Here is a 14,754-nt window from a genome sequence, read left to right on the forward strand (position 1 = left end):
CCCGGTCAGGCCGGAACCTCCGCAAGCTTCACCAGGTCCCCGCGTACCAAAGCTTCAGCAACGGCAAGGTCTTCTGGTGTCGTGATCTTGATGTTTTCCACATTACCTGCGACCAGTTTCACGGTCCTGCCCATCCATTCAAGGAGCTGGCAGTCGTCGGTACCGGGAGTTTCGCGAGTGGCGGCCCGTTCATGGGCCTTCTTTATCCATTCGGCGCGAAATACCTGCGGTGTCTGGACAGTCCATAAAGGCGCTCGATCAACTGTCTCCATGATGATGTCCGGTGATGCCGGTCCGACCTTTTTCACCGTCTCGCGCATCTTGATCCCAACTGTTGATGCGCCACTCTCGCCGGCACTTTTCACTGCCGCCTGTACCGCCGCCGGTGAAACGAGAGGCCTTACCGCATCGTGAACCAGGATCAGATCGCTATCCTCTGCTTCAGGAAGAGCCTGGATTCCCTTGTAAACCGAATGCTGACGTTCGGTTCCGCCCGGAACTACTTTGGTGTTGCCCCGCCATTGCGCCGGAATAAGGGCACTCACCAGTTCAAGATCGGCCGCCGGAGCTACAACCACAGTATTCACCGGGTGTACACTCTCACGGATGCGGCCTATTGAGCGGAGCAGAATGGGCCGTCCTCCGAGTTCCAGGTACTGTTTTCGGACCGGTCCCCCGAACCTCACTCCGGAACCCCCGGCCACAATAACGGCGAATAAACGCATGGCGACAAGGAGAGTAGCAGCGGTTTCGCCCGGACCAAAACGGACACATCACCCCCGCAAAAACCACGGCCCCGTTACCGGGGCCGCAGATATTTCAGATTGCATGGCGCCCGGGCGCCGACGTGTTTACGCCTGCGCGGCGTGAACGGTGCGACGGGCACGGGTCTGCTGGATCGGAATCTTCGCCTTGGCCGGACGCTTCACACCCTCGGTAGAAGCGCGCTGGGCGGTCTTTTCGAGTATCTTGTCCACTTCGCCCAGGATATCGGCCTCTGCCTTCTTCTTCGCAATGGCGAGTTCATGCACCAGCAGCGAGCGCGCCTCATCAAGCATCTTGCGCTCGCCGAAGGAAAGGTCTTTTTCGATTTTCATGATGCACAGGTCCCGCAGAACTTCGGCGATCTGGAAAACCGAACCGGTCTTGATCTTGTCACTGTATTCACGATACCGCCGATTCCAGGTCTGCGTATCGACCGAGATCTCCCGCTCCTTGAGGATCTTGAACACGCGGTTCACCTGGGCCGAATCGATCACTTTGCGCAGTCCCACCGTTACCACGTTGTCCACCGGAATCATCACGGTCATCTCGCTCTTCAGAATCCGGAGAATGAAAAAACGCATGCGGTTACCGGCAATTTCACGCTCTTCAAGCCGCTCGATCTGGCCTACGCCATGACCGGGGTACACTGCCAGATCCTTTACCTTGAAAGCTTCGCCCATAGCACTTCTCTTTCCTTCAGGTCCTCACCACCCGTATTTTCATCCGCTGTGGCCTTCGCCACCGGCTAAAAAAGCCCCTCAGGTCATACTGAACCAGTAGTCCCGCCGGGAGTTATTTAAGCCAGTCTCATGCCGCCCGCAGAGAAAATACGCCAGAGGAAGATTTACACGGCCTAGGTCGGCTTTCAGAGCCTAGTCGACCAGATTCCGCGTAGCTGGGCGCATTTTTACCATTTGGGTGCTGAAAAGTCAATCAAAGGATGATCGCGGGCCCGCCAGCGGCACTATGCCGCAGCCATTTTGGAAATGGAATAACCCATTGATATTACTTCATTTTTATTTGCATCCCTAGTCACTGTTACATGCAGGAAACTCGCTGCCGCATGGTGTCAATGAGCCATCGGGTTGAGTTGTCAAATCGGTGTAAAGCGCCACCTAACTTGGCAGCGCCCTTTCACCTAATTTGGCAGCGCCCCCGAATCACCTAATTTGGCAGCGCCCCTCCTGAGTTTGATGGTCCACATCACTTTGCCTTGGCGGCGCCATCTTCTTCATCTTCTTCCCACCACTTCCGTCCGGTGGCCCGGTCCGCCGTGGCGGGATCCGAGTCCGGGCACCGTGAGAAGCCCATGCTTTTGTGGAAATCCGTGCCGCCTGGGTAGACCTGAACCGCCACGCCGGTCGAGACGCCCCAGTCGGCCAGTTTCATGCAAATTACGGTCGCCAATCCATCCTTGCGGCCGGGGCCCCATAATGCCCATACATCCCATCTCAGCTCCACAAGGAGCTGCGACAGGTTCTCGATCCAGCGGTAGTTCACGACATCCTCGTCCGCCGCGATCTCCTTCAGTGCCTTGGCGAGGAGATCTTTCCGGCCCTTAAACGGGGCTGGCTCGTAAGGACCCCGCACGGGTTTTTCACCCTCCGGTGCCACCGCTTGGGGTGGCTCGGACACCGGTTCTGGCGGCGGTTTCACTGGGGCTTTAACGGCCGTTTGAACGGCGGGCGGCCTGCCAGCAGACGGGGTGGACGGGTCGGTACAGTTCATCACGACCTGTAGAGAGATCGCCGCAGCCCCGATTCCGAGCAGCACCCGCGGCACCATTGGCGATTTTGGCGGATCCGGTTCCATGCACCTCACCTTATCACCCACGCTCCATTCCTACCAGTTCAGGAACACCAGCTCGGTGGCCTTCTTGTTGTGGCCGGACGACGCCCCGGTGGTATAGGTGATCTTTACCCGCCTGCGGCGGAAGGCCCCGAACACCTCGCGCATCTCGGGAATGTCGCTCACGCTCAGGACCGCCTTGCCCTTGATACCGGCCAGCAGGCTCGCCATCTCCCTGAACTGTTCCAGAGCGAAGGGGGCACCGTATTCCGCATATCCCAGGTAGGGCGGGTCCAGGTAGAACAGCGTGTGAGGCTTGTCGTAACGCTTCAGGCACTCGGCCCAGTCGAGCGACTCGATGGTCACCCGGTTCAGCCGGAGGTGCGCGGCCGACAGTTCCTCCTCGATCCGGAGCAGATTCAGGCGCGGTGGACGGTAGGTCCCCGGCGCGAACGTCCGCGACGTCGGTATCCCGCTGAACACATGCTTCTGTATGTAGTAGAACCGCGCCGCCCGCTGGATGTCGGTCAGCGTCCCCGGCGGTGTCTCCAGCGACCACTCGAACAGCTTCCGGCTGGTCAGCGCCCACCGGAACTGTCTCACGAACTCCTCCAGGTGGTGCTTCACCACCCGGTAGAGGTTGACGAGCTCGCCGTTCAGGTCGTTCAGGACTTCCACCTTCGACGGCTCCTTCAGGAAAAAAGCCCGGCCGCGCCGGCGAAAGGCTCCACGTAGCAGCTATGCTCCGGGAACAGGGGGAGGATCTGTGGCGCGAGACGGCGCTTGCCGCCGAACCACGGTACGACCGGTTTGCTCATGAGCGTTCCTTTTGGCTAGAGCAGTCCCGCCGCGTACGTGGCGGGACGCCTTCGCCCGAAGCTCACGGTCTCGTTTACCGTGGGTCAGGGGGCCGGGCGGTGCGCTGCATACGCACCTCCCCGGCCGCGTCCTCTTTCATCAGCACGCCCCGCCGTCCCCGCCGTCATCCCACTTGTGCAGCACGAACCCGGTGGCGAAGAGCGCCGCCAGCGCCAGCAGGCACAGGAGAAACCACGGGTCGTGGAACGGCGGCACCTGCATCAGCTTTTCTTACCGCCGCTCTCCGGATCCCGGCCCGCCACTTTCGCGGACCTCCTGCTCTCGCGGGCCGAGCGCGTGGCCGCCTCTAGCGCCTTGCGGATACGGCCCGGCTCGATGACCGGCCGGGCAGCTGCCCTCGCGGGCCGCTTCCGGGGCTTCAGGCCCAGTTCGGCGAACTGCTTCAAATCAATCGGTTTCATGGTTCCTCCGGTGGGGGAGCCACATACGGCCCCTTCTTCACGATCATCAGGTTGCGCCGCCTGACGATCCACGCCTCGTCGTCGGTCTTCTCGCACATGACGGCCAGCACGTCGCCGGCGGCGACCATAACGCCGGCGGCGGTGAACACGTTGGTGGCCGGCTCGCCGTCAACAGCCAGCCCGGAGACCGTCTTGTGTTCGGTCGCTGTCATCAGATCATCGATGGTGGCCACGGTGTAGGTCAGTCCACCCGCCGCCGCCTCCGGTGCCGTCTCGTGCGCCGAGAACAGCACCTCGTATTCGCCCGCCTCCTCCTCGCTCGCGCCGAGGCCGAACAGGTAGGCCACCGGGGCGGCAGCCTCATGACTCAGCATCGCCGCGCCGGAGTCCTCGTAGGAATACGCCTGCGTCCCGCCGCCGAACGGCACCACGACCGGAAACCCTTCGCTGTCGGTGCCGCTGATCCGGCCGACCGGCTCGGTCTGCCCCGGCCGGAAGGCGTAGCCGTGCATGCCACTGCCGTCGAGATCGGAAGGGAATCCGCCCGCCGAGGCGAACACCGTGGCGAGCCACGGCTGGTTCGCAATGACCAGCATCGGGTCGCCTTCGGCGTCCGTCACCAGCGACTCGAACACGTTCTGGAGCGGGGTCAGCATGTCGATGGCAATCTTCCTGAGCGTGCCGCCGATGGGCCACGCCGAAAGTTTCTTGCCCGTTCCAGTCGTTGGGTCACCTGGCACTGAAGCACCGCCAAGGTTGCCCAGCGCCATCGCCGATTCGTCTCCGACGCCGAGGACCACCAGCCAGTCTGCATCCGTGTCGTCGTCGGAATTGAAGACGACCAGCATCTGCTCGAGGTCAGCAAGGCTCGCCCCCTCGCCCGGCGTGATCGTGTAGTTACCCTCGCTCTCGGCGATGTCCCAGACGCCAGGCAGTTCCACCGGGGTGGTTTCGAGGCTCAAAGGCTCCTGCGGGGAGCGGCTGGCGAACAGCCGTGGGTCCGCGCCGCCTTCGCCGTCGGCCCCGTCTTCTCCATCTTCGCCATCCGCACCAACCTCGCCTGGCGCGCCGTCCACCGACAGCAGCAGCCAGTGTTCGGTATACTCGGCTGGCGCGACCGGCAGCGGATTGCCCACGTTCCCGTTCGTCCGGCTCAGGAACAGCGCGCCACGGCCGTCCCATGTGCCACGGACGCCGTCGGCCCGGTAGTAGGTCTCGTTCTCGTCGTAGGTCTCGAGCGGGTTCAGGTTGATGGCCAGCGGCAGCAGGGCGCGGGCCTCTTCACTCAGTTTCCAGGTCATGTTCAAACGTCCTTTCACCGCCGTTTCAGGCGGCCTTTACCGGCGCGGGTAGCTCCACACCGTGCCGTGAATCTTGTGGCCCGCTTCCAGCGTGTCCGGCCGTACCTCGAGGAGGAGGAACGGCGGCAGGTCGTCCTCGGCGATGTCCACCGACACCCGGCCCCCATCCGTGGTGCCATCGAACACCACCTCGCCCGACGGCAGTTCGCACGGCTCCCAGGGCCAGTCTGCCGACGCGAGCGCCCCCTCGGGGTCCGGGGAAACCGCAAAGCCGCTCGACACCTGACGCGGGTCCACGGCGGAGGCCAGCAGGGACACCTCGCCGGAGTTCCATTCGTCCTTCGTCTCGCCCTCGCCCCACAGCCTCACCACCACGCGGCGGAGGTTGCGGCAGTCGATCAGGTGCCTGCCGCCTGGACCGAGCTCGACGGCTTTCGGGTCGTAGTTCATGGATTTTCTCCTTTGTCGGGTGGTTCAGGGGTCTCGCAGCTATCAAAAAGCTCGCAGCAGCGGGCCCAGAAAGCCGGCGGAGGAGGCCACGAGCCGCGCAAGTGGAAAACGCAATAGGCCATGTTCTCGTTGAAGTCCCCGCACATGAAGACATGCCCGAGCAGGCACAGATCGGCGGCGACGGCCCGGCAGTCGAGGGTGTCGCAGTTGTACACGGCCGGGAGCTCCGGCAGGGAACACGCAGCGGCGAATATTATGCCCATGACTGTTCGTCTCATCTCATCTCGATCCTCATGCGAATGGTGGTGCAGGGGGTTTCCAAATCGTGTATTCGAAGCGGTAGCAGCGTATCTGGGCGTTGCTGCCGTCGATCACGGCGACGTCGGTGCCATTAAGGGCCGTCAGCACGGCATAGCCGCTGGTGATGGAGTAGGCTGTCCCGGCACCAACCTGCGCCCACGTGGATCCGTTGAAACGATAGGTCCGGAGCTCGTCATTCCCGGTATCGAGGAATGCGACGTCGGTCCCATTGAGCGCCGCTATCCCGAAGCTCGTGCCGAGCCCTGTGATGCCGAGCCCGCTCCCAACCTGCGCCCACGTGGATCCGTTGAAACGATAGGTCCGGAGTTCGCCGTTGCCCTCATCGATCATGCTGACGTCGGTGGGGTTCAATGCCGCGAGACGGGTCGATGAGGTAACGCCGCTGATGCCGAGTGCACTGCCGAGCAGAGTCGCCTCTCCGGTCGTCAGATTGATCTGGTAGCAGCGGAGTTCCGCTGTGCCGCTGTCGAGAAGGGCAACATGGGTTCCGTCGAGAGCGGATATTGACGGGGACGAAACACCAGGGATTGACGTCCCGCTGCCAACCAGTGACCAGGTGCTCCCGTTCCACCGGTATACCCGGAGCGAAGCATTGTTCCCGTCGATCATGGCGACGTCGGTGCCATTGATCGCCGCCAGCGCGGTCCCCGAGGCAACCGCTGCGATGCTGAGCCCGCTCCCAACCTGCGCCCACGTGGATCCGTTGAATCGGTAGGTCCGGATCTCGTCATTCCCGGCGTCGAGGAATGCGACATCCCTTCCGTTAAGCGCCGTCATCGACGGCTGGGTAACACCAGATACGCCTAGACCGCTCCCCACGATGGCGGCCCGGCCCCACACCGGTTGCTCCAGGTGGCGCTTCGTCACCGGATGCACGGGCAGCGTGGGATCTCCGGCGAGCACTAGCGGCCCGGTCATGGTGCCGCCGGCCTTCAGCAGTGCGAGCCCGCCGATCATCGCCTCGACCGCAGCCGCGAGCTGGGTGTTGTCCGCTTTCGAGAGCGTGATGCCCATCTCCTCGATCAGATGACACAGCTCCTCCTGCAGGGCGTTCAGGAAATCGGCCGTGATCTCGGTCCCTTTCAGGGCCGGCGGGCTATTCCGGCTGTGCAGGTTCCCCTCGGTGCGCCTCGCGCCGTCGGTCCGGTGCATCGTTACTCCTCCTCGTCTTCTTCGGCCGGCGCGAACAGCAGCACGGTATGCGCCGGGGCCAGCCGGGCGAACAGGCACGGCAGGATCTCGTTATCGGCCCAGGTGAGCGGCTCCCCGGCGCAGGCCTCACCGGCGTTCGCCGTCCGGATGAGGTCGCCCACCCCGTGGACGCGCCAGACGTGTGCCCATTCGGCGTCCCACTCCGGATCGCCGATTTCGTCCGGATCCTCATACCCAGCCGGGAAGGTCTCGATGGTGATCTCGAAACCCAGACGTGCGGCCACCTCGATCAGGTACGCTTTCGACTGCCCGCCGTCCGCGAGGTCCGCCGCCCAGGCCGCCTCGCGCCGCTGCGCGAACGTCTGCTCCTGGGTGATGCAGGGGCCCGGCAACCCAAACACCCGCTCGAAGTCCAGGAGCAGCTCGTCGCTCGTCTCCGGGAACATCTCGCGCAGCAGGTCCGGCACGCGCCCGTCCACCCGCGCGAGCTCGGCAGCGATTCCCTCCAGCGTCCGGTGCATCACGCTCCCAGGCTCGCACTCCCAGATGATCCCCGGCGGCAGCAACTGCCGGAGCAACCCCGTGTAGTGCCTCACGTCCATGTGACCGTCCCCATCACCGGGATGTGCCCGAGCGCCGCCTCGTAGTCTTCGGACGGCCCGGAGAGCGTGTGCGTGATCTCGCCCTGGGCGAGCCCGATGGCCGTGTGGATTTCGGTGAGATAGATCCGCGATTCCCGCGCCGCCCGCTTGCGCCGGATCAGGTCCTCCAGCTGCTGCGTGACCGCCGCCTTCACCGCGTCGGTGTCCGGCGTGAGCGCGATCTCGAAATCGATGATGTCGGGCGTGGGGGCGAACACGGTCACCTCGGCCGTCACGGGGGCGAGCGGGGCGATGTGCGCCTGCACCGCTTCCACCATCTCCGAATCCGGCACGAGATCCCCGTCGCCTTCCTCGCCGGCGAGCAAGGTGAACGTGACGCCAACGGTGCCGGGGCCGTCCATCGCCGGTATCACCCAGACGTTCCCTACGCCGGCCACCTGGCGGGCCCATATCTCGTAGTCCGGGATGGCGCCCCCCTGCGGCGGCCGCCGCAGGCGGGCGAGCAGCCGGTCCAGGAGCTGGCTGGCGGTTTCGGCGTCGATCCCGCCGGTGATCCCGCCATCCGCCGCCTGGGCCTCCTCCTGGATGCCCTCGACCGGGGAGACGAGCCGGAGCTTCGTCCCGGCGGAGGCGTTGCCGGCCGCGCCGCCCTCCTCGGCCCGGACCGCAATCCCGGCCTCGCCATCGGTGATGGTCCCGCCCGTCACCGTGAGGTAACGGATCCCGTCCTCCCGCTCCCAGACGGCATCGGTGCCGATCTCCGAACCGTCCTCGCCGGTCACGGTGGCCTGGCCCTCGGCGCTGACCGCCTCGCGGCGGTAGACCCCGCGCCGCTGCGCATGGAGGATCAGGTTCTCCTCGTCGGCCGTATCGGGCGTCACCTGGCGGCCCGCCCACTCCAGGTGGCCATGCATCGAGTGGGCCGCGCCCGCCATCACCCGGGCCAGCACCTGGAGCACGCTCCGCCGGAGCAGAGCGCCGCCGCCAGTGAGCCGCGAGGCGAGATCCGCCTGGATGCGGGCGTCGAGCTGCTGCAGTGTCGGCCTGTCAAACGGCACGGAGATGCACCTCCCAGGTCCGGGTCCAGCGGGCCGGAACGGCCCCGGGCCGGTCGATCACCGTGACTAGGCTGAGCGCGCCGCTGCGGGCCGGGAGCGCCTCGGCCGTCACCTCCACCGCCGACGCCACGCCGTCCTCGATGAGCCATTCGAGCGCCTCTCGGGCATACTGGATCGCCCGCTGGATCGTCCGAGCCGACAGTGTCTCGCGGCGGAGCAGCCACAGGCGGCTGCCAATGCGGTCACCTGGCGAGACTCTCAGGCCATCGCCCCACCAGCCTCGCCGGTCCTCGCCCTCCGGGAGATCGCCCGGCAGCGCCTGGCGGTCGGTGAACAGGCTCACGAGCACGGCCGTTTCCAGGCCGCCGTCCACGGCGAGATCGCCGCTCTCGAGGGCGAAGTCGGCCCGCTGCCGTTCGTCGTCCCAGCGCAGCGCGATGTCCATGTCACATCGCCCCCGACGGCGTTCCGGTCGTGCCGGGGGCGGACGTCACTTCGTGCGTGTGAGGATTGTAGGCAGCCCGCATCGCGGCCATCGAACCGGCGGTGTCCGAGACGTCGCCCGCCGCCGTGATGCTTCCGCCCACGGTCAGGTCGCCGGTGATCTCGGCCGAAGGAGATTCAACCGTCACCTTCGTCGACCCCCGGACACGGATGTTCCCGTCCCGCTGGATCCAGACGCGGCTGCCGTGGTCGTCATAAAGACAGACCTCGCCGGGAGCGAGATCCCTCGGCCGGTGCCGCCGGTCGCTCACGGCGATCACGACCGAGAACCCAGCCAGCTTCACCACGATGGCCTCCGCCCCGACCAGCGGCCGGAACGCAATCCCGTATGGCTGGAAATGCTCCACCGGTCCGCGCGGCTCGCCCTGGCGGCCCCGGAACTGGATACGCTGAAGCCCTTGCGCCTCGTCCACGAGCGTCACCACCGCCCGCGAGACAAGCGAGGTGATGCGCCGCTCGTGCGGTTCCAGCATCCTCCGCAGCGTTCGTTCGAGGCCGGTCATGTCCACCACCCCTTCTCCGCCTGCTTCTCCGGCCGCGCGACGAGATCGAGTGCGTCCGGCGGCTCCAGGGTGAGCGTCGTGCGCGTGCCGTCCCCGGCGTCCTTTTCCCAGACGACCTGGGTGACGAGCATCGGCCCCTCTATCTGGCAGACCGGATCGTCGACATGGACGATCCGGTTCACGTCCCAGATCCCGTCCGCATGCGTCCAGCCGGCCACGGCCGCCGTGTAGAGCGCGCCGCGCCCACGGCGGCGGCGGACCTCCCACGCTGCCATCCTCTCCATCGCCACGGCGTCGCCCGCCTCGCCAGAAAGAATCACGAGCGGACGGTGCCGGGGGACGCCGGCGTCCGTGGCCCGGCCCTTCGCCCTCGCGGCGGCTTCGCCCCAATCGTCGTCGTCGGCCGGTTTCTGGCCGAGGCAGGTGATCTCGCTGTAGCGGCCGCGCACCGACCGCTGGACGCTCCCCGACAGCAGGTTCTCGCCGAAGACGATGGGCGTCGGGATTTCTTCCGCGCCGGGGCGGGCGATCACGAGTTCGCCGGCCGGGTTAGAGAGCAGCAGAACCGCCCGCATGGCGGCGAGCCGCCGGACCGCCTCGAATGCCGTCTCGCCCTCCTCGAGTTCGAACTCGCCGAAAGCACGGTCGCTGAGCGGCGATGCCTGGTCGCGGACCGTGATACCGAACGGACGGCAGAGGTCGGCAGCGATGTGCGCGAGCTTCTGCCCACGCCACACCCCCGGCTTCTGCGGCGCACTGCAGTCGACGAGATCGGCCGTCCGGTCCCGCCCGGCGATCCGGAGCTCACGGGACTCCACACCGTGGCGGATCCCGTCCTCGTCGATGAACGCTTCCCCGAGCACCGGCTCGCCGCCGATCTCGATCCGGCAGGGAGCCCACGCCCGGAGAGAACTGAATGCCTCGGGCGCGATAATGGGCGACGCGGCCGTGAACTCGAACTCCCCGGACAGGTGTTCCAGCGACCGTTGGGCCCGCACCGACTTCCAGCCGGTAAACCGCTTCCCGTCCACGATCACGGCGGCATCAGTCACTGCGGACCTCCAGTGCCTCGCCGCCCGGCACGAACCCCGGGTGGCGGATCCGGTTCATCCGTACGATCTCGGCCTCGCGCAGCGGGTCGCCGTGGAGACGCCAGGCGATGGAGAGCGCCGGCTGGGTCGCGGGCGGGATGAACCGCACGAGGCGAGGCAGGTCGATCGCCGTGCGGTCCAGGTGGGCGGCCACCGCCGCCCTGAGATCGATGAGCGCGCCGTACTCGGCGGCCGACACAGACCCGGCCGCCAGCTCGTCGATCATTTCCAGCAGCGCGGTCTTGAGTTCCGCCGCCTCGTCGGCCGTCTCGTAGTGGAGTTCCGCCGCAATGCGGGCTGTCTCGCTCACGGCCGCGACGCGGACCATCTGCACGATGGCCCTCTGGCCCGATGCATGCTGCGCCGCCTGTGGCGTCGTTTCCGGCACCGCCACCGCGCCACCGCCGCCGAAACCGCCCAGCTCGGTGAGCGCCGAAAGCGCGGACCGGACCGAGACCACGCCACCCACCACCGAGGCCACGACATTCTGGACGGAACTGGCGAGCTGCGCCGGCGTCCGGATAAGCGCGGCCGCCGAACCGGCGAGCCCCGTTACCGCCTGGGCGGCCGCGTTGACGAATCCGGTCACGGCCGAAATCCGCCCCCGCACGCTGTCGAGCAGGGCGGCGGCCGAGCGGACCTGGTCCACGGCCGCCGTGACGTACCCAGCCAGCTGCGAGGCCGTGCTGAACACGGCGGCGAACGCGCCGCTGGAGGCCGCTCTCGCGCCAGCGGACGCCTTGACAAGCGCCGCCCGGGTATCCGTCTCCGCCGACGGCAGCCCGGCGACGCGCGGCACCGCCAGCGGAATCGTGAACTGGCAGTAGCCGCCACGCGAGGTCGATTCGGTCTGGCGGACCCGCCCGCTCACCACCACGGTGAGCTCGCCCATCCACGGGTGCACGAGCTTGCCGGGGCCTGGCTCTAGGAGCGCCGCCCGCAACCGGTCACGGGCGTCCATGTAACCAGGCCCAACGACGAACGCCTCGACCGTGAACTTCTGGGCCGTGGCCCCCGTGTCCTCGAAATCGCTCCCGCCGCCCGTCTCGCGTCGATTCTCCGGGACGTCCGCCTGAACGAGCCGCACGACTACTTCGCCCTGGCCGAGGAGGTGGAAGAGGCCGAGTGGCACTACCGCTCGGTGATCTCCACCCGGAAGAGCGCCGTGGCCGGGCTCGACTGGCAGGTGGCCGCAGCCTCCGACGGGGCAAGGGACCAGGAGATCGCCGGGTTCGTCCGCGAGGCGCTCGCCGCGCAGCCCATGCTCGGGCTGGTCGAGGACCTGATGGACGCACTCGGCAAGGGGTTCGCGGCGGCCGAGATCATCTGGGACTTTTCCGAGCGCCAGTGGATGCCGGCCCGTTACGAGTGGCGCGACCCGCGCTGGTTCCGGTTCGACCGCGAAAGCGGCCGCGAACTCCGCCTGCGCGACAGGGCCGATCCGGCCAACGGCATTCCACTCCACCCGTTCAAGTGGATCGTCCATGTGCCGAAGCTGAAGAGCGGACTCCCGGTGCGCGGCGGACTCGCCATGCTCGGGGTGAGGAGCTATCTCTTCAAGTCCTACACCCTGAAGGACTGGCTCGCCTTCATGGAAGTGTTCGGCATGCCGCTCCGGGTCGGAAAATACGGGCCCGGAGCGACAAGGGAAGACCGCCGGACGCTCATCAACGCCGTGGCCAACCTCGGCACCGACGCTGCCGCCGTGATCCCGGACAGCATGAAGATCGAGTTCGTGAGCGCCTTCAGCGGCACGGGCGTTGAAGGGTTCCAGCGTCTGGCGGAGTTCTTCGACGCACAAACGTCGAAGGCCGTCCTCGGGCAGACGATGACCGCCGACGACGGGTCCAGCCGCGCACAGGCACAGGTCCACGACGGCGTGCGGGTCGTCCTCGTCCGTTCGGACGCCAAATACCTGTCGGCGGCCATCAACCGCGATCTGGTGCGTCCGCTCGTCGACCTGAACTTCGGTCCCCAGGCTGCCTACCCGCAGGCGATCCTGCAGGTGCCGGAAGCCCACGACCTCACGGCCGAGGCGCAGAACCTCAAGACCATCGCCGACCTTGGCGTCCATGTGGCCGAGTCGGTGGTGCGCGACCGGTTCGGCTGGCCGGATCCGGCCGATGGCGAGACCGTTATCGGCGGACGCCCGGAGCCGTCTTCGCCGTTCGGCCTGAACCGCCAGCTCGCCATGAACACCGGGAGCCCGGAGGAGGCGGCCCCGGCCGCCGACCTGCGCGACGCTCTGGCGGCCGAGGAATCATCCGACTGGGAGCCGCAGTTGTCGCCGGTCATCGACCCGCTCCTCAAACTGGCTGGCGAGGCGTCCTCGCTAGAGGATTTCATGGGCCGGCTGGCGGACCTGTATCCGCGCATGAAACCGGACGAGCTGGTGCGTCGGCTGGCCGCCGCCGGGTTCATGGCGCGTGGCACGGGCGACGCCACCGATGACCTCGATGTGTGACTTGCTCCAGAAGGCAAACTGACATTCATGCCTGACAGTATTCCCGCAGGTTTCAGCTTCCCAGGCACGCCGCCAAAGGAGGCGCTCGACTATTTCCGCCACAAGGGCCTGAAGCCGGGGTTCGACTACCGGGACGTCTGGCGCGAGGAACACGCCTACGCATTCACCGTGGCGAAGGCGATGCAAATCGATGTGCTGACTGGTATCCGTGCGGCGGTGGACAAGGCACTGGCCGAGGGCCAGACGCTCTCACAGTTCCGCAAGGATCTGGAACCGCTGCTCGTAAGGCAGGGCTGGTGGGGCCGCCAGACTATGACCGATCCAAAGACCGGCATGGAGAAGGCGGTCCAGCTCGGCACCCCGCGACGGCTGGAAACGATCTACCGGACCAACCTCCGGACGGCCCGTGCTGCCGGGCAGTGGCAGCGGATGGAGCGGACGAAGTCCGCGCGCCTCTACCTCCTCTATCTGCTCGGTCCATCGAAAGAGCACCGCGAGGAGCATGTGACATGGCATGGCACCCTGCTCCCGGCCGACGACCCCTGGTGGGAGACGCACATGCCGCCGAACGGGTGGGGATGCAAGTGCCACGTCCGGCAGGTGTCTAAACGGGAAGCGGACGAGCTGGAGCGTGAAGGTGTCGCGGATCCAACGGCACCGCCAGTCCGGGATTCAGCCGGTCGCCTCACCGGACACCGCTCGACCCGCTCCGTGCCGGTGAAAACATCGGCACCGCCGGTCCAGCTTGCCGAGTGGCGGAACAAACGGACCGGCGATGTGGAGCTGCTCCCGAAAGGGATAACGCCGGGTTTCGACACCAACCCTGGCAAGCTGCGCCTCCAGTCGGCCGCCCGGCTGCTGACCGACAAGCTCGAGGGAGCCCCGCCCGGGATCGCCCAGGTGGCGATCCGGGACGTGATGGCGTCCAGGGAGTTCACCCAGTGGTTCGAGGATCCGAAGTCCGACTGGCCGCTGCTGCGGCTGTCGGACAAGGCCGCTGACGCCATCGGCGCACGGCACCGCGTGGCGGTGATGAACCGAGGCATCCTGCACAAGCAAAAGAGGCACCATCCCGACCTGAAAATCGAGGATTATCGGAAGCTCCCTGAACTCGGCGAGTTTCCGACGGTGATCATCAGGCAGCCGGAACATCCGAAAGGTGAGCGGGTGGCCGTCATCCGGGACCAGGGCGATATCTACATGGCGGTTGTGCGCGCCGAAGACCGGGGCCAAGCCACATACGTAGTCTCGTTCCGTCGGGCCAGTGGCCGGGACGTCCGACGCCTGCTGAAAGGCTCCACTGTATTGTTCGGGAAGTGGGAGGAGTGAAAATCACCGGGCGTGCGGTGGGGACTCCCGTGGCCCCACATTGCGCATCGCCACTTCCATGGCTAGCTACGGCAGGGAGCATTCACCGTGTCGCGCACGCCCGGCTAAAATGGATTTTACGGCTCCCTGAACGGCCTGTAAAGGCC

Annotated in this window: 16 protein-coding genes and 1 pseudogene; 2 read left to right on the plus strand and 15 right to left on the minus strand. The window is 66.2% G+C overall.

Annotated elements, in window-relative coordinates:
* Window positions 1–5: 5 nt before the first annotated feature.
* The 15 genes and pseudogenes from ispD to KIT79_02225 all read right to left on the minus strand — a co-directional run bounded on the left by ispD (window position 6) and on the right by KIT79_02225 (window position 11,947).
* Window positions 6–725: a 2-C-methyl-D-erythritol 4-phosphate cytidylyltransferase gene (ispD, locus tag KIT79_02155; protein ID MCW5828096.1), complete on the minus strand. Its 720-nt coding sequence runs from the start codon at window positions 723–725 to the stop codon at window positions 6–8.
* 126 nt (window positions 726–851) lie between these two features.
* Window positions 852–1,445: a CarD family transcriptional regulator gene (locus tag KIT79_02160; GenBank protein MCW5828097.1), complete on the minus strand. Its 594-nt coding sequence runs from the start codon at window positions 1,443–1,445 to the stop codon at window positions 852–854.
* 523 nt (window positions 1,446–1,968) lie between these two features.
* Window positions 1,969–2,577: a hypothetical protein gene (locus tag KIT79_02165; protein ID MCW5828098.1), complete on the minus strand. Its 609-nt coding sequence runs from the start codon at window positions 2,575–2,577 to the stop codon at window positions 1,969–1,971.
* Window positions 2,578–2,607: 30 nt separating this feature from the next.
* Window positions 2,608–3,371: pseudogene (locus KIT79_02170) on the minus strand (DNA adenine methylase).
* A 261-nt stretch (window positions 3,372–3,632) separates the two neighbouring features.
* Entirely contained in the window at window positions 3,633–3,833 is a 201-nt protein-coding gene (locus KIT79_02175) for a hypothetical protein (protein MCW5828099.1), read from the minus strand.
* Window positions 3,830–5,134, minus strand: a complete 1,305-nt coding sequence (locus KIT79_02180) for a hypothetical protein (GenBank protein ID MCW5828100.1) — start codon at window positions 5,132–5,134, stop codon at window positions 3,830–3,832. The genes KIT79_02175 and KIT79_02180 overlap by 4 nt, the downstream gene beginning before the upstream one ends.
* 36 nt (window positions 5,135–5,170) lie before the next feature.
* Window positions 5,171–5,584 carry a hypothetical protein gene (locus KIT79_02185; protein ID MCW5828101.1) on the minus strand — a complete coding sequence of 138 codons (414 nt, stop codon included), beginning with the start codon at window positions 5,582–5,584 and terminating at the stop codon, window positions 5,171–5,173.
* The gene (locus KIT79_02190) at window positions 5,581–5,862 is read right to left on the minus strand and encodes a hypothetical protein (protein MCW5828102.1); all 282 of its coding nucleotides are present in this window, start codon (window positions 5,860–5,862) and stop codon (window positions 5,581–5,583) included. Before KIT79_02190 ends, KIT79_02185 begins: the two co-directional genes overlap by 4 nt.
* 13 nt (window positions 5,863–5,875) lie before the next feature.
* Window positions 5,876–7,057, minus strand: a complete 1,182-nt coding sequence (locus tag KIT79_02195) for a hypothetical protein (GenBank protein ID MCW5828103.1) — start codon at window positions 7,055–7,057, stop codon at window positions 5,876–5,878.
* A 2-nt stretch (window positions 7,058–7,059) separates the two neighbouring features.
* Window positions 7,060–7,659 carry a DUF2313 domain-containing protein gene (locus tag KIT79_02200; GenBank protein MCW5828104.1) on the minus strand — a complete coding sequence of 200 codons (600 nt, stop codon included), beginning with the start codon at window positions 7,657–7,659 and terminating at the stop codon, window positions 7,060–7,062.
* Window positions 7,650–8,717: a baseplate J/gp47 family protein gene (locus KIT79_02205; protein MCW5828105.1), complete on the minus strand. Its 1,068-nt coding sequence runs from the start codon at window positions 8,715–8,717 to the stop codon at window positions 7,650–7,652. The genes KIT79_02200 and KIT79_02205 overlap by 10 nt, the downstream gene beginning before the upstream one ends.
* Complete coding sequence (locus tag KIT79_02210; GenBank protein MCW5828106.1) at window positions 8,707–9,162, minus strand: phage GP46 family protein; 456 nt, start codon at window positions 9,160–9,162, stop codon at window positions 8,707–8,709. The genes KIT79_02205 and KIT79_02210 overlap by 11 nt, the downstream gene beginning before the upstream one ends.
* A 1-nt stretch (window position 9,163) precedes the next feature.
* A complete protein-coding gene (locus tag KIT79_02215) occupies window positions 9,164–9,724 on the minus strand; it encodes a phage baseplate assembly protein V (GenBank protein MCW5828107.1) in 561 nt (186 codons plus the stop codon).
* Window positions 9,721–10,776: a hypothetical protein gene (locus tag KIT79_02220; GenBank protein ID MCW5828108.1), complete on the minus strand. Its 1,056-nt coding sequence runs from the start codon at window positions 10,774–10,776 to the stop codon at window positions 9,721–9,723. Before KIT79_02220 ends, KIT79_02215 begins: the two co-directional genes overlap by 4 nt.
* Window positions 10,769–11,947, minus strand: a complete 1,179-nt coding sequence (locus tag KIT79_02225; GenBank protein MCW5828109.1) for a DNA circularization N-terminal domain-containing protein — start codon at window positions 11,945–11,947, stop codon at window positions 10,769–10,771. The genes KIT79_02220 and KIT79_02225 overlap by 8 nt, the downstream gene beginning before the upstream one ends.
* On the opposite strand from KIT79_02225, the gene KIT79_02230 reads away from it, so the two are divergent.
* Window positions 11,927–13,279, plus strand: a complete 1,353-nt coding sequence (locus KIT79_02230) for a DUF935 domain-containing protein (protein MCW5828110.1) — start codon at window positions 11,927–11,929, stop codon at window positions 13,277–13,279. The two genes, KIT79_02225 and KIT79_02230, sit on opposite strands and share 21 nt — an antisense overlap.
* 27 nt (window positions 13,280–13,306) lie before the next feature.
* Window positions 13,307–14,608, plus strand: a complete 1,302-nt coding sequence (locus KIT79_02235; GenBank protein ID MCW5828111.1) for a head morphogenesis protein — start codon at window positions 13,307–13,309, stop codon at window positions 14,606–14,608.
* Window positions 14,609–14,754: the final 146 nt, after the last annotated feature.

This window comes from Deltaproteobacteria bacterium (assembly GCA_026129095.1).
GTDB lineage: Bacteria > JAGRBM01 > JAGRBM01 > JAGRBM01 > JAHCIT01 > JAHCIT01.